Annotated in this window: 27 protein-coding genes; 6 read left to right on the top strand and 21 right to left on the bottom strand. The window is 60.1% G+C overall.

The annotated features are described in order from the left end of the window. Positions 1–9: 9 nt before the first annotated feature. Positions 10–807, top strand: coding sequence for an alpha/beta fold hydrolase (locus A0U94_RS10405; protein ID WP_077803324.1), 798 nt, complete (start codon positions 10–12; stop codon positions 805–807). Positions 808–1,070: 263 nt separating this feature from the next. Beyond that, positions 1,071–3,299 (top strand): TonB-dependent receptor, encoded by a 2,229-nt coding sequence (locus A0U94_RS10400; protein WP_244177993.1) that lies wholly within the window; start codon positions 1,071–1,073, stop codon positions 3,297–3,299. A 110-nt stretch (positions 3,300–3,409) separates the two neighbouring features. On the opposite strand, the gene A0U94_RS10395 is transcribed toward A0U94_RS10400, so the two are convergent. Continuing rightward, positions 3,410–4,402, bottom strand: coding sequence for an aldo/keto reductase (locus tag A0U94_RS10395; protein ID WP_077803322.1), 993 nt, complete (start codon positions 4,400–4,402; stop codon positions 3,410–3,412). A gap of 42 nt (positions 4,403–4,444) precedes the next feature. Continuing rightward, entirely contained in the window at positions 4,445–5,272 is an 828-nt protein-coding gene (locus A0U94_RS10390) for an oxidoreductase (protein ID WP_077803321.1), read from the bottom strand. A gap of 148 nt (positions 5,273–5,420) precedes the next feature. On the opposite strand from A0U94_RS10390, the gene A0U94_RS10385 reads away from it, so the two are divergent. Both A0U94_RS10385 and A0U94_RS10380 read left to right on the top strand, forming a co-directional pair. Next, the gene (locus A0U94_RS10385) at positions 5,421–6,320 is read left to right on the top strand and encodes a LysR family transcriptional regulator (RefSeq protein WP_077803320.1); all 900 of its coding nucleotides are present in this window, start codon (positions 5,421–5,423) and stop codon (positions 6,318–6,320) included. Positions 6,321–6,523: 203 nt separating this feature from the next. Next, the gene (locus tag A0U94_RS10380; RefSeq protein ID WP_077803319.1) at positions 6,524–7,765 is read left to right on the top strand and encodes a hypothetical protein; all 1,242 of its coding nucleotides are present in this window, start codon (positions 6,524–6,526) and stop codon (positions 7,763–7,765) included. A 112-nt stretch (positions 7,766–7,877) separates the two neighbouring features. On the opposite strand, the gene A0U94_RS10375 is transcribed toward A0U94_RS10380, so the two are convergent. The 12 genes from A0U94_RS10375 to A0U94_RS10320 all read right to left on the bottom strand — a co-directional run bounded on the left by A0U94_RS10375 (position 7,878) and on the right by A0U94_RS10320 (position 17,588). Beyond that, a complete protein-coding gene (locus A0U94_RS10375; protein ID WP_077803318.1) occupies positions 7,878–8,837 on the bottom strand; it encodes a hypothetical protein in 960 nt (319 codons plus the stop codon). 117 nt (positions 8,838–8,954) lie between these two features. Continuing rightward, positions 8,955–9,995, bottom strand: a complete 1,041-nt coding sequence (locus tag A0U94_RS10370) for an EscU/YscU/HrcU family type III secretion system export apparatus switch protein (RefSeq protein WP_077803317.1) — start codon at positions 9,993–9,995, stop codon at positions 8,955–8,957. After that, a complete protein-coding gene (sctT, locus tag A0U94_RS10365; protein WP_077803316.1) occupies positions 9,992–10,798 on the bottom strand; it encodes a type III secretion system export apparatus subunit SctT in 807 nt (268 codons plus the stop codon). The genes A0U94_RS10370 and sctT overlap by 4 nt, the downstream gene beginning before the upstream one ends. A 3-nt stretch (positions 10,799–10,801) precedes the next feature. After that, positions 10,802–11,074, bottom strand: a complete 273-nt coding sequence (locus tag A0U94_RS10360; RefSeq protein WP_062029805.1) for an EscS/YscS/HrcS family type III secretion system export apparatus protein — start codon at positions 11,072–11,074, stop codon at positions 10,802–10,804. A 38-nt stretch (positions 11,075–11,112) separates the two neighbouring features. Next, positions 11,113–11,763: a type III secretion system export apparatus subunit SctR gene (gene sctR, locus A0U94_RS10355; protein WP_062029803.1), complete on the bottom strand. Its 651-nt coding sequence runs from the start codon at positions 11,761–11,763 to the stop codon at positions 11,113–11,115. Continuing rightward, complete coding sequence (locus tag A0U94_RS10350; protein ID WP_077803315.1) at positions 11,760–12,830, bottom strand: FliM/FliN family flagellar motor switch protein; 1,071 nt, start codon at positions 12,828–12,830, stop codon at positions 11,760–11,762. The genes sctR and A0U94_RS10350 overlap by 4 nt, the downstream gene beginning before the upstream one ends. Next, positions 12,827–13,378, bottom strand: a complete 552-nt coding sequence (locus A0U94_RS10345) for a hypothetical protein (protein ID WP_149026751.1) — start codon at positions 13,376–13,378, stop codon at positions 12,827–12,829. Before A0U94_RS10345 ends, A0U94_RS10350 begins: the two co-directional genes overlap by 4 nt. Continuing rightward, positions 13,354–15,072 (bottom strand): FliI/YscN family ATPase, encoded by a 1,719-nt coding sequence (locus A0U94_RS10340; protein WP_244177992.1) that lies wholly within the window; start codon positions 15,070–15,072, stop codon positions 13,354–13,356. The genes A0U94_RS10345 and A0U94_RS10340 overlap by 25 nt, the downstream gene beginning before the upstream one ends. Beyond that, positions 15,065–15,664 (bottom strand): hypothetical protein, encoded by a 600-nt coding sequence (locus A0U94_RS10335; protein WP_077803313.1) that lies wholly within the window; start codon positions 15,662–15,664, stop codon positions 15,065–15,067. The genes A0U94_RS10340 and A0U94_RS10335 overlap by 8 nt, the downstream gene beginning before the upstream one ends. Beyond that, positions 15,657–16,292, bottom strand: coding sequence for a hypothetical protein (locus A0U94_RS10330; protein ID WP_149026749.1), 636 nt, complete (start codon positions 16,290–16,292; stop codon positions 15,657–15,659). Before A0U94_RS10330 ends, A0U94_RS10335 begins: the two co-directional genes overlap by 8 nt. Then, positions 16,289–17,047, bottom strand: a complete 759-nt coding sequence (sctJ, locus tag A0U94_RS10325) for a type III secretion system inner membrane ring lipoprotein SctJ (protein ID WP_077803311.1) — start codon at positions 17,045–17,047, stop codon at positions 16,289–16,291. The genes A0U94_RS10330 and sctJ overlap by 4 nt, the downstream gene beginning before the upstream one ends. Positions 17,048–17,051: 4 nt before the next feature. Continuing rightward, a complete protein-coding gene (locus A0U94_RS10320) occupies positions 17,052–17,588 on the bottom strand; it encodes a hypothetical protein (RefSeq protein ID WP_062029790.1) in 537 nt (178 codons plus the stop codon). A gap of 164 nt (positions 17,589–17,752) precedes the next feature. On the opposite strand from A0U94_RS10320, the gene A0U94_RS10315 reads away from it, so the two are divergent. Continuing rightward, a complete protein-coding gene (locus A0U94_RS10315; protein WP_062108708.1) occupies positions 17,753–18,376 on the top strand; it encodes a hypothetical protein in 624 nt (207 codons plus the stop codon). Between the two features lie 80 nt (positions 18,377–18,456). On the opposite strand, the gene A0U94_RS10310 is transcribed toward A0U94_RS10315, so the two are convergent. Continuing rightward, positions 18,457–18,990, bottom strand: a complete 534-nt coding sequence (locus A0U94_RS10310; RefSeq protein ID WP_062029786.1) for a hypothetical protein — start codon at positions 18,988–18,990, stop codon at positions 18,457–18,459. Positions 18,991–19,298: 308 nt separating this feature from the next. On the opposite strand from A0U94_RS10310, the gene A0U94_RS10305 reads away from it, so the two are divergent. Further along, positions 19,299–20,144, top strand: a complete 846-nt coding sequence (locus tag A0U94_RS10305; protein ID WP_077803310.1) for a tetratricopeptide repeat protein — start codon at positions 19,299–19,301, stop codon at positions 20,142–20,144. Here the strand turns inward: A0U94_RS10305 and A0U94_RS10300 are convergent. The 6 genes from A0U94_RS10300 to A0U94_RS10275 are packed head-to-tail and all read right to left on the bottom strand — an operon-like array spanning position 20,105 to position 25,895. Next, entirely contained in the window at positions 20,105–20,836 is a 732-nt protein-coding gene (locus A0U94_RS10300; RefSeq protein ID WP_077803309.1) for a hypothetical protein, read from the bottom strand. The genes A0U94_RS10305 and A0U94_RS10300 overlap by 40 nt on opposite strands. Further along, positions 20,833–22,275: a type II and III secretion system protein family protein gene (locus A0U94_RS10295; RefSeq protein ID WP_077803308.1), complete on the bottom strand. Its 1,443-nt coding sequence runs from the start codon at positions 22,273–22,275 to the stop codon at positions 20,833–20,835. The genes A0U94_RS10300 and A0U94_RS10295 overlap by 4 nt, the downstream gene beginning before the upstream one ends. 22 nt (positions 22,276–22,297) lie before the next feature. Next, positions 22,298–23,017, bottom strand: a complete 720-nt coding sequence (locus A0U94_RS10290) for a winged helix-turn-helix domain-containing protein (protein ID WP_062029778.1) — start codon at positions 23,015–23,017, stop codon at positions 22,298–22,300. Positions 23,018–23,054: 37 nt separating this feature from the next. Further along, positions 23,055–25,190, bottom strand: coding sequence for a type III secretion system export apparatus subunit SctV (sctV, locus tag A0U94_RS10285; RefSeq protein WP_077803306.1), 2,136 nt, complete (start codon positions 25,188–25,190; stop codon positions 23,055–23,057). Further along, entirely contained in the window at positions 25,187–25,510 is a 324-nt protein-coding gene (locus tag A0U94_RS10280) for a hypothetical protein (protein WP_062029774.1), read from the bottom strand. The genes sctV and A0U94_RS10280 overlap by 4 nt, the downstream gene beginning before the upstream one ends. A gap of 4 nt (positions 25,511–25,514) precedes the next feature. Next, positions 25,515–25,895 carry a hypothetical protein gene (locus A0U94_RS10275; RefSeq protein WP_062508269.1) on the bottom strand — a complete coding sequence of 127 codons (381 nt, stop codon included), beginning with the start codon at positions 25,893–25,895 and terminating at the stop codon, positions 25,515–25,517. Positions 25,896–25,920: the final 25 nt, after the last annotated feature.

Here is a 25,920-nt window from a genome sequence, read left to right as displayed (position 1 = left end):
GACCATTTCATGACGCAAACACGCCTGCTTTACGGTGCGAATGTCCATGCCAACGGCATCCGGCAGCATTATCTGCGTTACGGTGGCAAGGGCATGGCGCTGGTACTGGTGCCTGGTATTACGAGCCCGGCCATCACCTGGGGGTTCGTCGCGGACCGTCTGGCCGAGACGCATGATGTCTATGTGCTGGATGTGCGCGGGCGTGGCCTGTCTTCGACGGGGCCGGATCTGGACTATGACCTCGACACATATGCAGCAGATGTTCGTGGATTCATTGATGCGCTGGGCCTGAAGGATGTGGTTCTGATGGGGCACTCCATGGGCGCGCGGATTGCGATCCGTACGGCCCGTCAAAATGACGCGGGACTGACGCATCTGGCGCTGATCGACCCGCCCGTCAGTGGGCCGGGCCGCCGTGCTTATCCCGCCAAGCTCGACTGGTACACGGAATCAATCCGCATGGCGCGCAAAGGCATGAGTGGTACGGAGATGAAGCGCTTCTGCCCGACATGGACGGACGAGCAGTGCACGCTGCGGGCGCAGTGGCTCCATACCTGTGACGAACTGGCGACCCGGATCACGTTCGAGAAGTTCCATACGGAAGACATCCATCAGGATCTGCCTCATCTCAAAACCCCCGCCACTCTTGTCGTGGCAACGCGGGGTGGGGTGATCCAGCAGGAAGATATTGAAGAAATCCTTCAGCTCAATCCTGCGATTGCCATCGCCACCGTTCCGGATGCGGGTCATATGATTCCTTGGGACAACTTCGATGGTTTCTTCGAAGCGCTTCACGGCCGCTACTGACTTTCAGGATCGAATTCCCGTCCCGCTACAGGACGGACGCCAGATGAGGTAGACTGTATATGTGTAAACGACCCGGCTCCCTGTCTCTTGCACTCTCGGTGACGACGATGCTGTCGGCCGTCTTTTCTGCATCCGCAATGGCAGCCAGCAGACATTCGTCCCTGATGCACAAGATGGTTCCTGCTGCACATAAAACCACGTCTCGTATACGGACCCCGCCGCATCGGCATTCAGGGCCGTATGTGAGTAAAACTGCGGAAAATATGGCAGTTGTGGCGCGTCATCCGCCTCGGGGGAGTGTCGAGACGGTCAGTCAGAAGATGCTGTCGGAGGCGCCTGCCGGAACCAATCCGATGAAGGTGATCGCGCAGCTTCCGGGCATCACGTTCCAGTCGGGCGATGCACAGGGGCTCGACACCTGGAGTGCGCAGATCTTCATGCATGGTTTCCAGCAGCAGGAAATCGGCATGACGCTGGACGGGATGCCGCTCGGGGAGATGACGTACCGGAACTATAACGGCCTAAACCCTATCATGGCGATCTCGTCGGAAAACGTGGCGCGCATTGACGTATCGCAGTCCGCCGGTGCGGAGAGCATGGCGGCGAGTAACAATCTGGGTGGCGGCCTGAGCTATGTTTCGATGACGCCGTCCGACAAGATGGGGGGAACGGCTGCGGCGGGTTTCGGCAGCTACAGCACCTATCACACGTTCCTGCGCTTTGAGAGCGGCAAGCTCAATTCCAGTGGTACGAAGTTCTACACGTCCTACATGCGCAACGACAGCGGGATGTGGAAGGGCTATGGCGAGCAGTTCATGCAGCAGGTGAACGCCAAGCTGGTGCAGCCGATCGGCCATGACAGCTCGATTTCGGCATTTTTTGACTGGAGTGACCTGCACCAGAATACCTATCCGGACATCTCTCCACAGATCATCAAGCGGGTGGGCTATGGTCTGTCGAGCTACGAGAATGGCAGCAATTCCGGCTATATCGCGGCTGTGAATGCGGCGAACGGGATCTATCCCGGCAAGGTCGGAACGCTCGATGATCCGGCGGATGCAGCGTATTATGATGGCAGCACGAATACGGTCGATACGTTTGGCGGGATCAAGGCCGATCTGCGCCTGACGGATCGTCTGACCTGGAATACAACGGCTTACGGGCATGGTGAACGCAACCAGACGTCCTGGGCAACGCCGTATTTCCCATCGCCGACAGGATCGCCCGTCAGCGAGTTGATGAAAGAACCGGAAATCCGGCGTTTCGGCATTGTCTCGGCTTTGCATTATGATGTTGCGCGCAATCATCTTGGCGCGGGTGTCTGGTACGAAAACAACAGCTACATGTCGCCGATGAACGCCTATGCACAGCCGGCGGTGGTGAACGGGGTTGTTCAGGGTACGGTGCATGACCCCCTGACCCAGTGGCGTGATCCGTTCGCGCAGATTTTCAACCAGAATTACAATACCAACACGTTCACGGCCTTCGTGCAGGATACGTATAATGTCCTGCCAAATCTGGCGCTGCATTTTGGCTTCAAGTCCCTGCTGAGCACGACCAATGTCGGGGACGGGTATCTGAACCAGGAGTATTACGGCGCAGGAGCCCGGATCACGAGTGGCGAAAGTCTGACAGTGGCCAAGCCCTTTCTGCCGCATATCAGTGCGGACTGGCATTTCCTGAAGGATCACGAGCTGTATTTCGATATTTCGGAAAACGCGCGGACTTACGCGGAATCCGGCTACAAACTGTCGAACTCGCCTTTTGCCGTCTCCCAGACGGCCTATGACGATACGAAGTCCTCAATCCGCCCCGAAACGGCCTGGACCTATGCGATCGGCTATCGCTACACGGGCAGGCTGGTCGCTGCGACGGTCTATGCGTATCGGACCAACTATAACAACCGTCTGCAGCAGATTACGGAAGGGCCGGTCGTCAACCCGATCTCCGCCGTGTCGAATGTGGGGGGCGTTACGATGAACGGCGTGGATGCGGGGCTGACCCTGACGCCATTTCGCGGCTTCGCGCTGACCAATTCCATCAGCTACAACCATGGTGTCTACGATCAGAACCTTGTCAGCGGCTCTACTGTCTATGCGACCAAGGGCCAGCAGGTCGTGAATTATCCGCGCTTCATGTACAAAGGCCGGGTGTCATACGAGTGGCGGGGCATGACGGCCTATGCCGACGGAAGTTACACCGGCACACGCAATTACAGCTATACGGGAGACGTCAAAAGCCCCGGCTACTGGCTGACGAATGTCGGTGTGCAATACAGTTTCGGGAACATGAAGAAGTACAACCGCTACCTGGGCGCCATCAAGAACCTGACAGTTGCGTTCAACGGCTCCAACCTGACGAACAAACGCTATATTTCCACGATGGGCCAGAATGGCAATCCGGCGGATATTGCGACAGGCGCGCTGACGGACCAGTCCATGCAGATCGGAGCCCCCCGGATGTTCTTTGGAAGCGTGCGCGCGGATTTCTGAAAACAGGGCCTGCTTCCCGATCATAGCTGATCGTTTGCGACAACTTCGTCATCTGACACCCTGAGGCTCCGGGTCTTGACTGACCCGGAGCCTCATTCGCAAAGCGTCTATCATAGACCGGTCATTTTCAGGACGGCTTCAGGTAGTCTGTCGCCCTGAACGATCATCCTAGCGGTTGCATCATCAATTTCCTGAATATCGGCAGGTGTAAGAACAAGATCGACCGCGCCGAGATTTTCTTCAAGGCGTGAGAGTTTGGTCGTGCCGGGTATTGGCGCAATCCATGGCTTTTGCGCCAGCAGCCAGGCAAGTGCGACCTGTGCCGGCGTTGTCTCTTTACGGCTTGCAACATCTTTCACAACATCCACGAGAGCCAGATTGGCTTTGCGGGCTTCCGGTGAAAAGCGCGGAACGAAGTTGCGGAAGTCTCCTTCTGGAAACTTTGTGTCCATCGTGATCTGACCGGTCAGAAAGCCTGCCCCCAGAGGGCTGAAAGGCACAAAACCGATCCCAAGTTCCTCAAGTGCCGGGAGAAGCTCTTTCTCCGGCTCGCGCCAGAACAGGGAATATTCGCTTTGCACCGCTGTCACGGGATGAACGGCATGGGCACGGCGGATCGTCTGTACGCTGGCTTCGGACAGGCCGAAATGTTTGATTTTTCCTTCCCAGACAAGCTCCTTGATTGTGCCCGCGACGTCTTCAATCGGGACATCGGGATCAACGCGGTGCTGATAGAACAGATCAATCCGGTCGGTTTTCAGGCGTTTGAGTGCCGCTTCAGCCACCACGCGGATATGCTCCGGCCGGCTGTTGACACCGCCGGAGCGTTCGCCGGTTTGCTGGTTGATATCAAAACCGAATTTGGTGGCGATCACGACCTTGTCGCGGATCGGTTCAAGCGCTTCGCCGACCAGTTCTTCATTGGTGAACGGCCCGTAGGCTTCGGCAGTATCAAAAAACGTCACGCCGCGATCAAAAGCATCGTGGATCAGTTTGATCATGGCGGAACGATCCGCTGCTTCCCCATAAACGCCGGTCATTCCCATGCAGCCCAGGCCAAGTGCGGAGACTGTGAGGTCTTTTCCTAATGTCCGGTATCTCATTGTCATTTATCCTGATTTCATGGTTACGAATCTGGGGGGAGGTCAGGAGCAATCCGTGCTTGTACTGACGGTTTTCCACTCTTCAATTTCCTGAAGGTCGGCCTTGATGGCATCCGTGGCCCATCTCACGGCGTCACTGCCAAGGAGAAGACTATCCGGCAGTTTATCCCCGCTGATGACATCAATCAGAACCTGAGCAGCTTTGATGGGATCGCCTGTTTCTTTGCCGCTGGTTTTATCGGCCGTCTTGCGGCGGAGGCCGACCGTTGAATCATAATCTGCGATGACTGTTTTCGAGCCATGAAGGGAACGACCCGCAAAATCCGTACGGAACGCCCCTGGCTGTACGACCATGACCCTGATGCCTAGGGGGGCGACCTCTTTGCGGAGTGTGGCCGAAATTCCTTCGAGCGCCAGTTTGCTGGCCGAGTAGTAGCCTGATCCCGGGCTCGCGATGCGGGGCGCGACAGAAGAGACGTTTACGATTGTTCCGGCGCGGCGCTGACGCATGCCGGGAAGGACAGCTTTCATGACAGAAACCGGCCCGAAGACATTGGTGGCGAACAGGGCCGCGACATCGACTTCCTCACCTTCCTCTATGGCGGCGCGGTAACCATAACCTGCGTTGTTCACCAGTATGTCGATTCCGCCGAATTGCGTTTCAGCGCTCTGTACGGCCTTCGCAATCTGATCCGTGTTCGTCACATCGAGTGTCTGGGCCAGGGCTTTGCCGGGGTAGGTTTCGACAAGATCTTTCAGACTGTCGGAGTTGCGGGCGGTAATGACGGCATTATGGCCGCGTCTGAGCACGGCCTGTGCCAGATCTTTCCCCAACCCGCTGGAGCATCCGGTGATAAGCCATGTGGTCATTTTATTCCTCCATCCGCGAAGACTGTCACTACGGACCATTCAGGTGCTGAAGGGGCATGCCTTATAGAAGATAAGATAGAAGCTATCTGATCTTGTGACTGGCGATTAGGCGCTATAAAGCGGATGTAGTTATTAGAAGAGCTAATCAATGCCGCATGAGAACTTCAATGACCTGGCAGCCTTTGCCGCCGTGGCGCAGGAGCGGAGCTTCACCCGGGCAGCCGCTAAAATGGGGGTGTCCCAGTCAGCGCTCAGTCAGACTATCCGGGGCCTTGAAGAGCGGCTGGGATTGCGCCTGCTCACGCGTACCACCCGCAGCGTTGCGCCGACCGAGGCGGGTGAGCGCCTGTTTCAAACGATTGGGCCAAGATTCAGAGAAATAGAGGCGCAACTGGCCGATTTAAGTGCTTTGCGGGATAAACCTGCCGGTAAGGTGCGAATCACGGCCGGAGAACATCCTGCTCTTTCCATCCTTCAGCCGGCTTTGAAGCGCTTCTTGCCGGATCATCCGGATGTCAGTGTCGAACTGGTTGTTGATTACGGCCTGACGGATATCGTGGCTCAGGGATATGATGCAGGTGTCCGGATGGGCAGACAGGTCGCAAAGGATATGGTGGCGGTCCGGATCGGTCCTGATATGCGAATGGCTGTTGTTGGGTCTCCGAAATATTTCAAAAACCGTTCATTGCCGCAGTCCCCTCATGATCTGATGGAGCATAACTGCATCAATGTTCGGCTGCCCACGTATGGAGGCATTTTCCCGTGGGATCTGGAAAAAGACGGGCAGGAAGTGAATGTACGCGTTGAAGGACAGCTTGTGTTCAACACTCTGGCGCTTCGTGTGCAGTCTGCCCTTGATGGTTTGGGAATAGCCTATCTCCCCGAAGATGCTGTGGCATCACATATCAAGGCCAAGAGGCTGATACGCGTGCTGGAAGAATGGTGCCCAATGTTTTCCGGCTATCATCTGTATTATCCCAGCCGGAAGCATACGCCGGCCCTGTCCCTTCTGATCGACAGGCTTCGCTATCGTGGCAAACAGGATTGAGTATGACCGGAGCCAGGCTCTCTTCCCTCTTTGCCAGGATAGCCGCGCATTATTCTGGAAATATCAGCGCCGGAAAGGGGGGATGTAGCGGAGGATTTTGATGCACTTCTCCAGCTATCGTTCCGTACAGACAGGTTGACGTCAGCATCTGCTTTTAGCGTCCGGGACAGAATGATTTTTCTCTGTCTTGATGGAGTGTGGATATGCTGACTGGGACTATTGCGGCGGGAGGCACGGCATCCGGGGGGCAGGTTGCTGGTACTGAACTGGAGCAGGCTGGCACGGACAGTACCAAGACGGGAAAAAAATCGGACAAGAACGCGGCCTATAACGAGAATCTGGAACAGGGCATGGATACGCTTCAGCAGAGCGATCCGGCCCTGTTTTCCAAAATCATGACTGCGGGAGAGTCCGGAAACGGCAACAGCCTCGTCGAGGACGAGCTTCAGGCCTACAAGAACGGCGACCTGACCAAAAGTCAGGCAATTGCGGCGATTTCCGGTGCCCAGTCACTTGCAAACAACAACGGCGGCGGACGGATCAACAAGAAGGAGCGGGCCGAGGCGAAAGAGGTTCTGGGGGGAAGCTATATCAAGGGCGGCCAGACCCGTGCCGGTCATGCGATCCTCAAATTTCTTGAAGATACGTCTCCGATTGCCCAGATCGTAAAGGGCATCAAATCCACGACGTCTGATGGACCGGGGAAGGAAACGGTTCTTCAGGCGGGAAGTGGTGCTTTGTCGACCGCGACACAGCAGGCCATGTCTGACCTGGAGCAGACAGATCCTTCTCTGGCCCAGCAGTTTTCCACCGATGCCAGCAAGAAGAATGGCAACGCCATGGCGCAGGATCTGGAAGTTGCGGGCGAGGAAGCCGTCAGCTCCGGGGGGGCGTTTTCCGATGCGGACGCAGCAGCGCTCGGAAGCCAGATCGGACAGATGGGGGCAGGCAAGGTCTCAAAGAAGGACGCCGCGGATTTCGAGGCGGAATTCGGAGAAGGCACAATTGATCGTGGCAGCACGAAGGGCGCCAAAGGATGGGACAAATTCGAGACGGGGGTTGGTCATTTCCTGTCTTCTGTCGTCTCTCCGCTGACGGACGGTGTCGGTATGATCGACCAGTTCGCCAAGGGAAACAAAAGTCAGGGTCTGAAAGATCTTGGCGGAATGTTTGAAGGCGTCGCCAGCGATGCCGCGCTGCTCTTTGTTCCCGAAATCGCGCCCGAAGTGGATGGAGCGGAAGCAGCGGCCCGCACGGCCGAAGGTGTTGCGGAAAGTGCGGAAAAGGGTGCTTCCTCCATTGGCGACATTCTCAAGAGTGCTGCCGGGAAAGTCGGCAACGGGCTTCTGACCGGCCTGGATACAGCGGATTATGGCTATAATCTTTACACCATGGGGCAGGGTGACCCGATTGTGCAGCAGCACAAAAATACAGGCGAAGCCTGAGAGGTGCCAGCTTACGCCACCCGGGTGGCGTTCCGGTTTGATGTTCTGAAAGCAGAAGCCATGAACCGGGGCAATATTGCCCCGGCTCATGGCTATTTTGTCTGATGCCGGATCAGGCGTCTCCGAAGTCCGCCGTGTAATGCTGGCTTGTATCCTGTGCCATGGTCATCGGATTGGAGTTGGTCGCGTTGCGATCATCATCCGGATGGATATAGGCGTTCCCGGTGCCCAGCTTTGACTCCATATAGGCGCCACCGTCTTTCATGTCCTGCGTTGAGCCGTCATACCATCCGGTCACGGTCGCACGGCCAGCTGCGTCTTTCGTGACCGCATTGGAGGGGGCGTCGCTGGCAATGCTCTGGCTATCGCCTGCGGTTTTGCCGTTGCCGTCAGAAACCTTGATGGAGGCGTTTCGTCCGTCGATATAGCTGACATCGTCGTTATTGACGCCCTTGGCATCCGCATAGAATTCGAGGCGGCTGGCGGTGGACTGGAAATTGCCGGACGAGTCTGCTTCGGCGTCATAGCCGCCCTGGCCATTCTCGTATTTCAGCGTGCCGGTCTGGCCGGGTTTGAGGTCGATCTCGGCTGTGGGCTGGGTCGTGGACCCACCGTTAAGAAACTGGCCGATCTTCTCGTCGTGATTGCTGGTGTTTGTGATGGTGGTCGTGTTGGGACCGTCTCCCGCACTGACGCCCGAGGTGCTGGACGTCACGGCTGTGGCTGCAGGGCTGGACGTGTCGCTTGAAGCCGGAGTGGCGGACGACGTGGATCCTGTGGCGGGTGTCGCAGAGGCCGAAGATCCAGCCGCCGGAGACGCAGCCGGAGAAATGGCCGGGCTTGCCGTATCGGAGCCGGGGCTTGTCGAAGCTTCCTGGTTTCCCTGCTTCAGCAGGGCCATGAGTTCCTGAAAGACTTCCGCAAGTTTGGCCTCTTCCTGCGAATTCTGGGTCCCGCTGCTCTGGACTGCGCCGGTCGCGCTTCCGGTCCCGGAAGAGAGGCTTCCGGACTGCATTGCGGCCATCAGTTCCTGGATCAGGCTCTGGGTGTCGGGCGTGATTGAAGTGCTCATGTCGTCCTCATCGTGCGGCTGAAAGCGGGCATGGCAAACGGATTCATGGCCGCGTTTTTCTGCACGGTCTGTTTACGATGGGAAGCTGACGTCAGCCTGATTTGCGTCCAGATGACGTCACGACGGAAGATTCTGAAGAATGCGCGCAACAGGCTGGAAGAATTCAGGCGTGATCGTTGTGCCGGGCTTGAATTTCTCCGCAAGGTTTCGCGCAAGTTCATAATCCCAGACGACAGGAATACGGCTCTCCTGAGCGATTGTGCGATAGATCCCGGCCTGTTCTCCATGCGCCCGACAGACAATACGCGGAAGAGGCGTCTGGGGCGGTTTGTAGCGCAGACCGATGCAAATCCCGTCTCCGCAGATCATGACGCTGGCCTGCTTCGGACCAAGAGGTGCGGTATTGCGACGGGCCTGGCTCTGGAGGCGACGCTGCTGGCGCTTGATGAGCGGATTGCCCTGGCTTTCCTTGCGTTCGTTCTTCGCCTCGGTGGGCGTCATCCGCATTTCCTTGAGGAACATCTGCCGCTGGATCAGCAGGTCGATCACGCCGGCAACCATGTAGAAAACACAGGCGGCACCGAAAACCGGCATCAGCAGCGCTGAAAGGATGCGGGGCAGTTCAGTAATCCCGGCCTCGGGCACACGGACGAGACCGCCGATCGCACCATGAATGATAAGCGCCAGTGCGCCGCCGAAAAACAGGACCTTCACCAGTGACATCCCCAGATCCACGAAAGTCCGGGCCTTGAAGAGGTTTGCGAACCCCGAAACCGGATTGATCTTCTCGAATTTCGGCATCACAGGGTCGAGTGCGAAAACAAACCCGCCATTGGTCAGCAGCCTGACGAGAATTCCCGTGACGACGGCCAGAGCGAGAGGGGTCAGGGCATCTTCGAGGCAGATGGTTCTAAGGGCCTGACCCACGCTCGCGACCCCGGATCTGAAATCCATCGCAAGAGCGTTTCCGACCGCATCCATCATCGTTTGCAGATGAACGGCAATCGCGTTTCGCCGCAGCAGAAGCCAGACGATCAGGATGATGGTCACCACTCCGGACTGAAGATCCGGAGCCTTGGCGATATGGCCTTTGCGACGTTCATCCGCGAGTTTCTTGGCAGAAGCCGGGAGCGATTTTTCCTCGCTGCTACCGCTCATGGCTTCAGTAACCGGTGCATGGTGCCAAGAACATCCCGCGAGGCGACAAGATCATGCTTCATGTACGACACGAGCCAGGCGCAGTAGCCGAACATCATCAGGATGAAGACCAGATTGCGCAGGTTCGGGGCAAGATCATAAAGATGCAGTTTCGGGATGGCGCGCATCAGCAGAATGACGCTCGCCTCACACAGCAGCATCGCCAGCATGACGGGAGCGCCGATGGAAAGGCTCACGGTTTCCAGCCGGTCAAGCAGACCCAGCAGGACCATGCCGAACCCCGGCTGCGGCGCCAGCGCCAGAGCGAGCGGAGGCCAGAGCGTTTCGGACGACAGCAGCGTATCGGCCAGAAGATTGAGCCCCCCTGACAGGACAAACAGCGTCGTGACGGCAAGGGCAAAAAAACCGGCGGTTGTGGACTCCTGATTGCCGCTCCCCGGATCTTCGGCCTGACCCTGCGTTGCGCTGCGCTGGGTGTCGAGCAGTTCGCCCGCGCATTGCACGCCCCAGATCGGCAGACCGATGAGCAAACCGATGATGACTCCGATCACCATTTCCTTGGCCCCGAGCATACCAAGCGCCATCAGGGATCGTGGTTCGGTGAGCAATCCGGCATGGATCATGGGGGTTGCCGGAATACCCAGCGCGAAAGCAATGGCCCCCGTGATGGGGCCGCCAAGTTGCATGCGTGTAAAGACCGGCAACACGATGGCCGCCCCCGCAGGGCGGCTCATCGCCAGTGCGATGGAGCTCAGCCAGGGCATCATCTGTTGCAGGACGACAAGGGCGTCAGTGGCAGGCACGGCTCAGAAGCGCGTCATGGCCGGAAAATCGGTCAGAACGTGTTCGGTAAAGGCCAGCAGGGGCGGAAAGAGTGTCGAGGCCATAAGCACCAGCGTCGCGCAGACTGCGACGACCTTGAAGGTCAGCGGCATCGTCTGGTCCTGAAGCTGCGTTACGGCCTGCAGAAGCCCGATCAGAAGCCCGACCACCAGCGCAATCGCCAGCGGCGGTCCCGCGATCGAGGCGAACAGGAAAAGCGCGGAAGAGAGTTCCTGCGTAAGGGCCGCATCATCCACAGACAGAGTTCTCCCGCAGATGTGTGCGTCTCGAGGGCCTATGCATAGCTCATCACCAGCCCGTGCAGCAGGCGTGTCCAGCCGCTGGCCAGAACGAACAGAAGCAGCTTGAGCGGAACCGAAATCGTGTTGGGCTGCACCTGGGACAGGCCCATCGCGATCAGAATCGTGGTGACGACGAGGTCAATGGTAATGAACGGCAGATAGATCAGGAAGCCGATTTCAAACGCGCGTTTGAGCTCTCCCGTCAGGAAGGAGGGGAGAAGGATCGGGAGCGATTCCGGCGTCAGGCTGTCGCGCATGTCCTCGGGCCACAGGCGCTGGGTGGCGTTCATGAAGAAATTGCGCTCGGGAGCCTGTGTGAAGCGGAGCAGATGCTGGGCGACGGGGGCCTGCACGCGTTCATAGGCATCCACATAATCCGTCAGCGTCTCGTATTTCTGGTCGCTCTCCATGGCCGCCTTGTAGATGTCGTGGCCAAGAGGCGCGGAAATGAAAAGCGTGAGGATCAGCGAGATGGCATAGAGCACGATATTCGGCGGAGACTGCTGGATGCCGAGCGCGGTGCGCAGCAGGAACAGGACGACCGAGATTTTCACGAACGACGTGGTGGTGATGACCGCGAGGATCAGGACGCCGAACCCAAGGGTCAGGACAAGGGCCGTGACGAGATTGGTCGAGCCGATCATGCGGTGATGATCCGCGTCACCCGGATGGCGACGGAGGACCCGAGATCCACGAGTTCACCTTCACCAATGCGGCGCCCATTGGCCATGATCGACACGGAACGCTCGGTGAGCGCGCCAATATCAATCACATGTCCTTCTCCGATCGTCCTCAGTTCGGCCAGCGAGACCGGCATCCGCGCCAGTTCAAAAGTCAGGGGGATCTGAAGCTGTTCGATGGCGGAGGCTTCGGCCTCAACTGGGGTGGCCGGGCGCGGGCTGGTCGCGGAGGAGGGGTGTGTTTCAGTCATGCTGTTCCAATCTGCTGGCCAAATCCGGGCGAGAGGCACAAACCCGCCCTCAAAGACAATCCTGCTGCCGTCATGGCGGACCACTGCGCCCAGCACCTCGCCCGCAACGATGACGTGCCGGACCTGTGCCGCTGTTCCCAGGACCAGTCCGAAACCGGGGCCGAGCGCCATGAGTTCTGCGGGCGAGACCAGAACGCTGCCAACCCTCAGCGACAGCATCACCGGCGGATCGGGAAACCGGCGCACAAGCGGCGGTGCCAGACGGTGCAGCACAGGCATCAGCGCCAAAGGCAGGCGCACGAGGCCGCAGAAACTGTCCAAATTTCCAAAACGGGCCTCAAACCCGATCTCGCCAAGCGCGGGTATGTGGGGCAGGGCCTGCTGCGCGGGTTCGATCCGCGTAAACCGGATCGGCGCGCCTGTCGCAGCTTCCAGTGCGGTCAGGCCCTGATCCAGCAACATCTCAAGCAGCAGCAGGGCCGCCGGCGCTTCCATCGGGGCGCGAGGCTTCGGCTCCGCCAGCGAAACCAGCCTTTGAAGGATCTCGTGAGGGAGAACACATTGCCCCTCCCTGTCACCGATCCGAAAACTGATCGCACTCCACTGCCCTGAGGCCCGCTGTCCTGTGACGACGACCGGCGGCGTAAAGCGCACCGAAAGCCGCTCTTCGCCCATGGGCAAGACGAAGTCGTGCCGCCCGAGCAGACCTGCCGTCGCAGCGTCATAGCCCAGCGGTCTCGGTGTAAGGCGATGTATCGCGCGCGGTAGAGACAGCGTCATGGAACGCTGAACCGCGATGTCGTGCCGCGCTGGCGCAGGCGTGTGAGTCGCGCGCTGCTCTGGCGCATCATGGCGATCTCTGCAATGTCCTGCTCCTCGCGCTGCTCCTGCGCCGTGCGTCGTTCGGTCAGAACGCGCTCCAGCAGGTCGCGCGCCTGTTTTTCGCGCTGTTCGTACTGCATCAGGAGGCGACGTGTGGCGGCGGCGAGCTGCCGGGCTTTTTCGACGTCCCGTTCGGCCTGGGCGATCCCGTCTTTCAGGCGCTTTTCGTGACGGGCGAGCTCTTCGATATGATCATGATCCCGACGCAGGAGCACGGCGCTGACCGGCGCATTCTGTGCGCGTGCGACGATCTCCGTCTGAACCCGAAGCTGATGTGTTTGATGGTCGGACAGGATCTGGCTGGCGTGGTTGAGACGCGCCAGACGCTGATCGGCCTGCGACGTTGCCGCCGACAGAAGCTGCCGCGCCTCTGCGGCACGGCGCTGGCGCAGCGTCACAAGCTGTTTCGCTGCCTGCGGGCTCAGGTGCAAAGACGGTTCAGCCATTCCAGCATCTCCGCAAAGGACGTCCGCTCGTCGTTGCCCTGACGCAGGAAACCCCGCAGCGCGCCGATTTTGGCAATCGCCTCATCCGCCAGTGCGTCACCGCCGGGCTTGTATTCGCCGACCTGTAACAGAAATTCGACCTCCTGATATTTCGCCCACAGGCTCCGGATTTTCGTGGCTGCCGCCTGATGACGGGGATCGGTCACGAGAGACATCACGCGCGACCGGCTGGTCAGGACGTCAATCGCCGGATAGTGCCCCGCCGCCGCCAGTGCGCGCGACAGAATGACATGGCCGTCCAGAATGCCGCGTGTTTCTTCAGCAATCGGATCATCCATTCCGTCCTCGACCAGCACGGTATAAAACGCTGTGATCGACCCCCTTACGCCCATGCCCGCGCGCTCCATGAGCTGGGGCAGGGCCGCGAAAACCGAAGGGGGAAAGCCGCGGCGCGTGGGCGGTTCCCCGGCAGCCAGCCCGATCTCGCGCAGGGCGCGGGCATATCGGGTGACATTGTCCACGAAGAGCAGAACCTTAAGCCCCTGGTCGCGGAAATATTCCGCAACTGTCGTGGCAGCCTGTGCACAGACGACGCGCTCGGCAGCGGGCCGGTCGGAGGTGGCGACGATCAGGACAGCATTTTTCAGCCCGTCCGCCCCCAGATTATGCTCGACGAACTCGCGCACTTCGCGGCCACGTTCGCCCACCAGCGCCACGACTGCGACATCGGCGGAACTGCCCTTGACGATGGCGGACATCAGCGTGGATTTGCCCGCCCCGGCCTCGCCATACACCCCGAGCCTCTGCCCTTCGCCACAGGTCAGCAACCCGTCCAGAGCACGCAGCCCGACGGGCAGCGGCCGGGCGATCGGCTGACGTTCCATCGCGGGGGGCGGTGCAGCCTGGACGGAGCGTGATGGTCCGGCTGGCAATGGTCCCAGACCATCAATCGGCGTGCCGAGTGCATCGAGCACCCGGCCCAGCAGCCGTTCGCCGACCGGGAAGCTGCGTCGCCCTCCGGTCGTGACGACTTCCGTGTCCGCCGAAACCCCTTCGAGACCGCCCATAGGCGTCATGAGGACTTCGTTTCCGTCCAGCCCCACTACCTCGGCATCCAGGGACCAGTCCCGATCGCGGTTCTGCAACCGGCACAGATCGCCCACGGCCACATTCGGCAGAATGGCACGGATGATGGTTCCGGTGGCGCTCACGACGCGTCCCTGCATCGGATGTGTGTCGATCCCCGCCGCCCGTGAGCGAAGCATGGGCAGAAGGGTTTTCATCCGCGCGATGACATGATCGGCTGTCTGCGACGGATCGCGGCTCACCTGCATCCGGGACAAAGGGTCAGCCTGCCGGTTCTGCGTCACGGGCGCGCCGGAAAGACGGGACATGTCTTTCGGGGCCGGGTTTTCAGAAACCGTATCGCGTTTGATGAGAGACGCTCCGGACTGATCGGTCCGGGCGTCTTGTGTGTCGGGACCGGGACGGGAAAGGGCCTGTTCCGCGTCTTCCGGGGGCAGGTCCTGCTCGGGTTGCGGGTTGTCCGTCCGCTGAAACATATGCAGGCGGACGAAATCCGCTTCCAGCGCACTGGCGAGAGACACAGCCGGACGCGCGACATCCATGAGGCCGTCCGCGGAAACCGTGTCGTCCGGAGCCTGCGAGGACGGCATGAGCGGGATGTCAGTCATGCTGCATCCACTGTGCGCTGAGATGCTCCCGTAGCACGGCAAGCTGGGCGTCCACGCCCAGTTCCGCCACGCCCAGTTCGCTCTCCAGCACACACCGTCCGGGCGATAGCATCGGGTCGATCTCAAGACGCAGGCCGGGATTATGGACCGTCAGGTCTTCCACGACCGGGCGCAGGATGTCGGCGCAGTCGGACCCCACCCGCAGCGTGGCGAGCGTGCCATGCCGGATTTTCCCCAGCGTATGCCTGATGGCGGCTGGAAGAGCGCTCCCGATATCAAGCCGCCCGAACAGATCCGTCACGACATCCGTCACAATGGCCGGGAGGCTCGTTTCCAGATCCCGGAGTACTTTTGCGACTGCCTCATCGGTCACGAGAAGACGACGCGCCATTTCTGCGGAAGCTTTGTCATGCCCGGTCTGATAGCCACGCCGACATTCCGCATCATAGGCGTTCCGCGTGGCGCAGAGCAGCATCGTGGCGTTTCGGATGGCAGTGTCATAGGCCAGGGACGCGTCGCACCAGGCGCTCATTTCCTCGGGGCGCAAGACCGTCGTGGAGGGTCGCATCCGCGAAAACATCCGCTCAGACATGCGTGGCAATCCCTTCTGCGACCTTCAGGATGATTGGGTCGTACGTGCCGGATGCCGCGGGCAGAAGGGTCCTCGCGGGCAGTTTCAGCGTGGCGAAGCGCCCGTAATCGCCGGCCAGACTGTCGCGCCAGCGGATCAGGCAGGACCAGCCGCAGTCGGTGACGGCTCTTGCAAGGCCGGGAAGGTCCGTGTCGGGTTCGGTCGGTGTTCCTGCGGACGGGATTGACAGACCGGCCTGCGCCCAGTGAGCCCCGTTACGGATACCAAACAGCCTGACGTCTTCGCCCAACGCGGCATCAAGGACCGTAATCGCCTGCCGGTCCACCTGTTTGGACAGACTGCGCCAGTGAACGACAGCCCCCATACGTCGTCCCGCCTTCTGCAGGACGGCATCGGGTTGAAGCGCCAGGGCTTCCAGCGCGTCCTGGGGCGGATGAGCCGGCGGCAGGTCCTGACAGTCCAGCATCTCAATCAGGCGGTTCGAAAGCCTTGAACAGGTCTGGAGTTTCTGGACCGTATCACGTTGCAGCATCGGCAGGCGCAGTTGCAGATGGGACGGATGAATACTCGCCAGCATCTGACTGTAGTCTGGCCCAGAAGACGCGCCCATGCCGTGTGGTGTACTCACGCAGCCTCACGCGGCACGATGGCCAGTTCCGTCGTGGTCGGAACCGCTTTCCTGCGAAAGCTTCGCCACAGGAGGCTGGCGCCATATCCGGCAGGGAAGGCGAAAGCGAAAAACCATCCGGTCCAGCCGAGCGGACTCATCCATTCCGTCTGAACCGGCGCAAGATGGGGAACCGCGACCGGCAGAAGAATGACGGACACCCGGTCATAGGCCAGATCCTGAACGGCATTGGCGACCATCAGCTTGATCTTGGGCAGCAGTCCCGACACAGCCGTTCCGGAATCGTACCGGATGACAACCGATGCCGTCGCCGGTTTGTCCACACCCGTCACCGGATCGCTCGCGGCAGGCGCGATATGAACACGCGCATCAATCACGCCATCAATGTCATTGAGCGTGTGCCCAAGCTCCTGACTGATGCCGTAATACAGCTTGGCGCGCTCGGCCGTGGGAGTGCTGATCATGCCCTGCTGCTGGAAGATCTTGTCCATGCTGTCATATCCGTTGCGGGGATAATGACTGCTGCGCAGGATGGAGACGGCATCCGCCACATGCCGTTCCGACACTTCCACAGTGGAACTGCCGTCCTTGGCGATCAGACGGGTGGCGGAAATCCCATGCTGCAGAAGGATGGCGATCATCTCCATCGCATCGCGTTCCGAAAGCTCGGTATAGAGCACGGTCTGACACGCAGTGAGGGAGAGGAGAAGGAGCAGGGCGGGAAGGGTGAGAAACAGACGCCGGATACGGAACATGATCTCAGCCCCCCTGTGTGAGGAGGCTCTTCAGCGTGGAGGTCATGTTCTGTGACGACACGGTGATGATATGGGTTTCGAATTCGGAGTTGGTGAATGCCATCTGTCGCGTCAGGGCCTCGTTGTACATCGCAATCCCCTCCTGCTCGACTTTCTCGAACAGACTGTTCAAAGGGGCGGTTTTTCCATCCGTCTTGCCTGCGGAAGCGACACTGGAAGCGCCTGAAAGTCCCGCTGTTCCGACGCTGCCCTGCGGGAGAGCCAGGTGTTCCGTTCCCGTCGTGGGAATAACAGTCGGCGCCAGCGTATTGAGCGTGGAAAAAGCGCTGCTGATCCGCCCCAGCCCGGACAGGATCTGATCCCCCAGTGTGTCTGTCGTGGAGAGGGACTGCGTCTCGTATGTCTGGCGGACAGGTGTACTTTGCAGGAAGGCAACCTGATCGTCGCCGGGCGCAGGCGCTCCTGCGGCCATGCCGCCTGTCTGGTCGGTGAGGGAGCGCTGGGCCAGCGCTGTCGCATCCAATCCCGTAATGCCTGTCATACCTGCGACCCCGAACAATTTCCTGCAACAGGCCCGGACCTATCGGGATCAAGCCTAGGGGCGAAAGCTGATCTGAACCTGACCTTCAAACGGGCTGTCCGAAAGTGTCTTCAGGCGTCCGGCAAGAATTGTCGGGCCTCTGCGCGCGGTCTATAGAAGAAAAGATGAAGCAGAACTCCAATTGCAGTTCGGAAAAGACGGCGATGCCGCACCGGCGATTTCTTTCCGGCGTTCTGCTGGCCTCTGCGGTGCTGGGCTCTGTGGTGCTGGCACTGCCGCACAGCGTCCGGGCAGAGCCGCTCCCGCTGCCCGATCAGGGACGCTATACTGTCATCCATCAGACTTTGCCCGATGTCCTGACCCAGTTCTGTGAAGACGTGAACCTGCGCGTCGTCGTGGACCCGTCCATTCAGGGGAATGTACGCTCCGGCTTTACCGCCGAGACGCCGCTGGCATTCCTGAATGCGCTGTCCGCCGAATACAGGCTGGACTGGTACTATGACGGCAACACCCTGCACGTCACGCCATCATCCGCGACGACGACACAGTCTTTTCCGCTGGGTGGTGTGTCTTATGCAGCATTGATGCGGGTTGTGGACGCGAAGAAAATGCTCGAGCCCCATTATTCGGTCCACACCGATGATCGCGGGCGTTCCGTCAGCGTCTTCGGGCCACCCGATCTGCGCGATCGCATCAGCCAGACGATCCAGTCCCTCAGCGGACCGGGCGCAGGCCATCGGACAATCAGGATTTTCCGGGGGAGTGCCGTTCAGGAAGTCTCGAAATAGATCGGGACATTTTTGACGAACGGATATGAAATCTCTTCCCGGTCAGAAATTGTGACCGGGAAGAGAAGTGCGGGCAGGTTTCAGGACGTCTGCTGCGAGGGAATGGGGGCCAGATCCGGCAGTTGTCCGGTCGTACCGGAGGCATCGGTTCCCGAAGCGTCGCCGCTCGTTCCCGTGTCCTTCGCGCTGGTTGCGCTGGAGCTGCTGGAAGAGTCCTTGTTCCTGGCTTCCTGAGCCTGACCGAAAGAAATCAGGCTGGCAATCTGTGCGGTAGACCCCAGCGTGACCGTGAGAGGCTTCAGGATCTTGTCGAATTTATCGCCAAAATCCTTCGCCGTGTCGCTTTTGGATTTGGCAGGCTTTGCTTTTGGTTCTGCGGTAACGGTGTCGGCTTCAGTATGAGGGGTGTGCGCAGCAGGCGCATGCTCGGACGCGACCGATGTGGGATGTATTTCCGAATTCTGCGAATAAACGGAGCTGGTGGGTCGGGGCGCCGTGTTGTGAAGGGTCTCGTTGAAACCCGTAATTTCGCTCTGCGGGGTGGAGGTGCTGCCGCCCGCGTGGGTTACAGGCGTATGCGGCTCAATTTCGCTGGATCCGATTCTACCGGGCATCTCTGGCTCTCTCCATAACTCAATGTTGCGCTCATCACCGAAATGCTGAAAGACCGGGACAGAGGGGCAAATCGGCGTGCTTTCATTCTGTAAGAGAGCAGTCTGTCTTTATCCTGATCTGGTTTTGACATTTGCAAAGCGCGGTTCCGCTTTCACGTAACCATAACAGTCTGACGAAAATCCCGCTTCCTGCCACCTGTCAAAAAAAATCCATATTTCAGGATGTGTCCTGAAATCGTCAGTGTCTGATAGATTTGGTAAATTGCGCCCTCCAAACCTGGTCTGCGCTTCGTTACGAAAGTTTTTTCATGCGGGTTTCTTTTCCGTCACGTGCTGTGGTCCTTGCTTTCACGCTGACGGTTCCTCTTGCCGGCTGTGTTTCAAGCGCTTCGCATAACGCACAGGATGTCGCGCGGGAGCGGCAGGCGGCGCGAAACCCCGAGACCATGATGAAAGTCGGCGACAGCGCACGCGCACGCGGAGACTGGACCACCGCCGCAGCCTTTTACGGCCGGGCCGTTGCACTGCGCCCTGGACAGCCGGATTATGTCGGGCCTTATGCCGAAGCGCTCATGCATCAGGGGCGGACGAACGAGGCAATCGAAGCCATTCATGGTGCAGAGGCCAACGCGACGTCTGCCGAGCGTGTGCGCCTTGCGCTGCTGCTCGCCCAGTTGCTCAATACCGCACAGCGCTCACAGGAAGCGATCGGGGTTCTCCTCCCCGTGATCCAGCAGAACCCCAATTCCGCTCCTTTGCGTGTGGCGCTGGGAATTTCCTATGAAATTTCCGGAGATGCACAGGGCGCGCGCCAGAGTTATCGCGATGCGCTGCGGATCGACCCCGCCAATATCGCCGCCGCCAATGATCTCGCCCTTTCGGAAGCCCTCGGAGGGCAGCCGCAGCAGGCGCGCACCGAGCTTCTGACCCTTCGGACACAGGCCGTCGAGCGCGGGGCGTCAGCCGCCTCGCTCTCCACGATCGACGGAAATCTGGCGATTGTTTACGCCCTTGAAGGCAAATTGTCGGACGCGCGGCAATCCGCACGTTCTGCCGCCCTCAGCAGCGAACAGATCCAGCAGAACATGCGGTTCTATACGCTCCTGCACGCCGCTCAGGGCGTGGACGCCGCCTCGTCCGCAACGGGGGACTGAGACGCATCGCTCTGTGTCGTGGCGTCTGAGGGGACTGCCGGGCTGTCGCTTCCGGTCGTCGGTGTGGAACTGCTGCCCCCGGTGCTCCCCCCCGTGCTGCCACCGCTCATGGCCGATGGGAAGGTCGACGTCGCCGGCGTTCTGTTCTGCGAATTGCGATCCATCCCCGCCTCCCACAATTCCACAACACGGCCAAACCGCGCACCATTGGCCGGTTGCAGATGTGCAGGCTCCAGCAGATCTCCCGGATTGGCGATTTCCGCGGCGAGCGCTGCCGCCTGAAGGCACTGTCCAAGGGGATAAAGGCTGTCGGACGTGTCTCCGGTCCAGGACGGTCGGATGGCCTGACGACAATCGGGTTGGGCTACGACATACGCCCTGAGGACGAGCGTGTCCGACACATCATGAACGACGCGGATCCGTGCCGGTTCCACCCCGGCACGGACAAGCGCATGCGTCACCAGGGCCGTAATCTGCGGGTCCGCACCGTTGATCGTGGCGTGGACGGCGCTGGGATCGCCCAGCCTGCTGAGCGCGGTATCGAGCGCACTGTCTGCGTTGGCGGCATCGAGAGGAATGCGATGCTGGTTGACGCCCAGCAGAAGCGGAGGCGGCGAGCCGGACGAACGGGTGCCGCTGAATGTGCAGCCGGTCAGCGACAGTGCAAGAAGGGCGGAAAGCGCATGTCTCATTCGTAAAGAAACCCGGCCGCACCCTGAAGATGGGGCATGCGTGTGGGGTCGGGCCCATCCGTTGCCGCGGCCGCCGAGCGTCGGAGCAGCAGCGCCTCGATGGCGGATGTCGGACGGATATAGTCGGTCGGCAGCGCCGGGACACGATCGGACGGGTGAACGATATAGGCCGTGACGACGATCAGCAGTTCGCTCTCGTTGCGCTGGAACGACGTGGAGCGAAACAGCGATCCGAGCACCGGAATATCCGCCAGCCCCGGCACCTTGGAGATGGTATTACTGGCGTCGTTTGAAATCAGGCCGCCAATGGCAAAACTCTGACCCGATGCAAGCTGGATGGTCGTATCGGCCCGGTTGGTGCGGATGGCGGGAACAACGCTGCTGCCGGAAATGGAATACGCACCTTCCGACGCTTCGGTGGAAACGGAGCTGACTTCCGGTGCGACATGCATGCTGATGGTTCCGTCAGACAGGACCGTTGGCGTAAAATCGACGCTGACACCATAATTCTTGTAGGTGATCCCGACAGTACCCAGACCCTGCGGGATCGGAACCGGGAACTGCCCGCCGGACAGGAACTTGGCTGTCTCGCCGGACATGGTGGTGAGGTTGGGCTCCGCCAGCATGGTCGCAAGCCCCTCCGTCGCCATGGCGTCCAGTGTGCCCGTCACGGAAGACCCTCCACTCGTATAGCTCCCCGAAAGCGCATTGGTTGCGCTCGACAGGGCCTTGATGGCGCTGGGGACGCCACTCAGTCCGCCCGTTGCGGCACCGATGGCGAAAGAGCCCACACCGTTGAAAACCGTTGTCCAGTTAAAGCCCAGATCCTGCGAGAGCTGCCGTTGCACTTCTGCGACCCGCACCACAAGATTGACCTGAACCGGCTCGCTGATTGTCAGACGGTTGATGAGTTTCGCGCCGTTTCCGCCGTATTGCCTGGCAAGCGCTTCAAGATGCGCGGCGGCTTTGGCATCCGGAACGGATCCGGACAGGACAACGCCTTCAGGCGACATCTGGACCTGAACAGTCCGGCCGCCTTCCTTTGCAATCATGGTGCGCATCGCGTCCATGTTGAATGTTACCGTCACATCGCCGGAAATCATTTTCTGGCCGCTCTGGTCCAGCACAATGAGCGTCGTATGGCCGGGCTTTTTGCCGAAGATGAACAGGCCGTCATTATCGGTGTACTGCACGTCCATAATCGTCGGATCGGCGATCATGACATTGCCTGCCGCACGGGGAAGCTGGATCAGCTGCGCTCCTCCGACAGCCAGTGTCATGGTCCCGCTGTGCCGGGCGGCCTGTACCTGCGCGGCTGCGTCTTGCGTGGCCAGCCCGATGCCGGCCGTGCCCATGAGCAGAAAAGATCCCTGCAATGCGGCGCCTGTGCGGGTAATTCGCCAGAACCATGTGCGATGTGTTGAACGGCCTGAAATCATACTGAAAAACTGTCCCCGTTCGTCATGCCGTGAGTTCCTGCGACTGTGCCATCCCCATGTCCTTGTCGAGCCGTGCTGCAAGACGGTAGCCCACCCCGCGGACGGATTCGATCGTCACGAGAGAACGCGCCTTTGCAAGCTGCCGCCGGATCCGGCTGACACGCACCTCAAGGGAATTCGGACAGTACTCGGCCTGCGCGCCATAGACGTCGTGCTCAAGCCCGGCCCGGGGCACAACATGACCACGGCGGCGCATCAGTGATTCCAGGATAAGCGTCTCCCGGCGCTGGAGCGTGAGCTCGAGATTGCCGACCCGCACTTCGCGTGTGGCGGTACAGAGGGTGAGGTCGCTGAACTGGTGCTGCTCTGCCGAACGGATGCGCGGGCGACGCATGATGGTGCGAACACGCGCAACCAGTTCGCGCGGGCTCACATCACGCGTTACGCTGTCATCCGCGCCCGCTTCGAGGGCTGCGATCCGCTCGTCCTGACAATTGGCGATGAGCACGAGGAATTCGTCGCCGTCATGTCGCCGGCAGCGACAGCGCGCCTGCCACCAGACGCTGTAGACGCCATCGCCACTTGTGGAATCAAGCAGGACAAGACTGTAATTCGAAGCCGTCAGGGCCTCGTTTGCATCGTCGAGTGTCGTAAAAACATCCGCGCCGAAACCGGCGCTCTGAAGGTTTTTGGCAAGGCCGTCGGCATACCCGCTATCGGGGGACATGATCATCAGTCTCATGTGCGTTTCTCCTGCAAAATCCGTTGATCCGTCATTGCTATCTGGCAATGACTGCATCGGCCCCGAACACGTCCGTTCCAATGGACGCGATGGGATGGACGGGGAATTCGTCGGCAAGGTCCTGATACGAAAGAACGGGGTTGTCGAAGCCGTTCCGGATCAGGAATCCCCTGACGAACCGTCGCGTGTCGACCGAACACACGATGATGGGTTTGGTGGTTTCCGCTTCCGCGCCGGATTTTCCGGGCGCGTTGGCCAGACGCTCGCGGACGGCCTCCAGAAGTTTTTGGGATGCATCCACTTCCAGCGCCAGAAACGAGCCGGCAGGCGTCTCGCGGACGGACTGCCGCAGAAGCTGGTCCGTTGCCTGCGACAGAACGATCGCGGGGATCGCCCTGTGGTTCGTCGCATAACGGTGGCAGATCTGACGGGACAGGGCATTGCGGACATGTTCAGCCAGCATCGGCACCTTGTTTTCGGTCTCACCCCACTCCACGAGCGTTTCCAGAATGAGGCGCATGTTGCGCAGCGACACGTCTTCTTCCACGAGACGCCTGAGAACTTCGGCGAGACGCTGGACGGGCACCAGTTTCGTGGCCTCGCGCGTCAGATCGGCATATTGTGCCTCCACGCGCTGGACGATCTGCCGCGTTTCCTGAAGCCCGAGGAAACGCCCGGCATGGCGACGCAACGCAGCACGGAAGCGGAAAGCAATGATCCCGGCATGATCGTAAAACCCGATCCCCGCTGCCCGGAGCCGCCCTTCACTGACGGAGGGAACCCAGAGGGACGGATCATTGGTCAGCAGAGCAACGCCTTCCTCGCCCTCTATCCCGGCAAGGTCCAGATGAACCGGATCGTCGTGCAGCAGTAGAAAATCCCTGCGCAGTTCATGCTCCTCGATGGGAACGTCTTCCAGATCAATTGAAAACCGCAGCTCCCCGCTGCCGTCGTGCTGACGGAGGGTGGGCGGGGGAAACTGGAAGCCCAGATCGTTGCCGATTTCCATGCTGACGCGCGCCAGAAGACGGGTCAGACGTCCCTGGTCCAGAGTGGCGTTCAGCTTCTGGCTGAGAGTAATCGCCATCAGGGGGGTGAAATTTTCCTGAAGGGTTGTGCTGGCCTGTCCCGCCGGTGAGGCGTCGGAGAAGACATCGTCCTGCGCGCCGGGATGCGGTTCGGCGGAGCGTCGGAAAACGCGGTTCGTCAGGCCCTTCCAGTCCGGGCGGCTGCCGCAGAAGAAAATTGCCGCCAGAATGAGGAAGACGGGTTTGGGAAAGCCGGGAATAAGCCCCATCGCCAGAAGAACGACCGACGCCACGCGCAGGGCGCTGCTGTTCGCCGTCAGCTGGGTCGCCATATCGCGGCCCAGATCCATGCCATGACCGCCCACGCGTGTGACCACGACGGCCGCCGTGATGGACAGCAGAAGGGCCGGAATCTGCGAGATCAGAGCATCGCCAACCGTTAGCAGCGTGTAGGTCTGCATGGCCTGGCCAATCGCCATACCGTGCTGCGCCACACCGATGCCGATCCCCCCGACCAGATTGACCACGATGATGATCAGCCCGGCGATCGCATCGCCCTTCACGAATTTCAGGGCGCCATCCATTGCGCCGTGCAGGGCACTTTCGCTGGCCAGTTCCGTGCGACGGCGCCGGGCCTCGATCGCGTCGATATCGCCCGACCGCAGATCGCTGTCGATGCTCATCTGCTTGCCAGGCATCGCATCGAGCGTAAAGCGTGCGCCCACTTCGGCAACGCGTTCGGTGCCTTTTGTGACGACGATGAACTGGACCGTGGTGACGATGGCGAAAACGACGAGACCGACGACGATGTTTCCGCCGATGACGAATTCGCCGAACGTTTCAACAATCGCCCCGGCATCCGCCGTCGTGAGAATCAGCCGCGTGACCGTGACTTCAAGCGCCAGCCGGAACACGGTCGAGACGAGGATCATGCCGGGAAGCGCTGTCAGATCCAGCGGCGACCGCAGATAGACGGCCACCATCAGAAGCAGGACCGACAGGCTGAGATTGCATCCGATCAGCACATCCGCAAAGGCCGCGGGCAGCGGCATGATGAGCATGCCGATCGTCAGGACCAGCACCAGAACGAGGGCCAGATCCTGCCGCTGGCTCATGACCCGGAAAAAGGGCGTGAGATGCTTCATGCCGCAGCGTGCCGCGTATAGTGCGCAAAACAGGTGCGCGCTTCGTCGAGCCGACCAAGCTGATGCAGCGCCCGCGCTCTCAGAAGGGCATTGCCCGCATCGGGAGTGGTCTCAAGCCTGTCGAGACAGTCGAGCACAACAAGGGCGAGTTCACTGCGGCGGATGACGGTGTAGACATGCGCCAGCATCCGCAGACATTCATGGTCTCCCGTGCGCTGGGCGAGCACCAGCAGCAACATGGGCAGAGCCCGCCAGGGCCGTCCGCAGCAGATGTAGAGATAGGCCAGGGACAGCAAAAGATCGCGTTGATCGCTTTCCACGATTTCAGCCGCCGATCAGACTGTTGGACGCCTTGAGCAACTGCTCCAGAGCCGCGAGTTCATGTCTGAGCGTTTCCAGTCCCCCGGGGACGACAGGAGCCGAGCTTGAGCGCGAGGAGGCCTGTTCTTCCAGCCGTCGCAGCAGGTCCTGCCTGCGCGACGGCAGAAGAACCGCGGGGTTACGGAGATGCGGCATGATATGGGCATAGACCGCGCCAATAACGGTGGGTGGGTCGATGGTTTCAGACAGCGCGTTCTCAGGCGCCAGTGTCTGGCGAAGGGCGGCAACTTCGGCGTTCAGCAGACTGTCATCATGCTGGAGCGACAGGTCCTGCAGAGCGCGGTCGAGACGGACAGTCCCTTCGGACCAGACTCTCTGAACCATCTGTCCTGTCTCCGCCTCATCTGCG

This window comes from Gluconobacter albidus (assembly GCF_002005485.1).
GTDB lineage: Bacteria > Pseudomonadota > Alphaproteobacteria > Acetobacterales > Acetobacteraceae > Gluconobacter > Gluconobacter albidus.
This window is presented reverse-complemented; position numbering and strand designations above follow the sequence as displayed.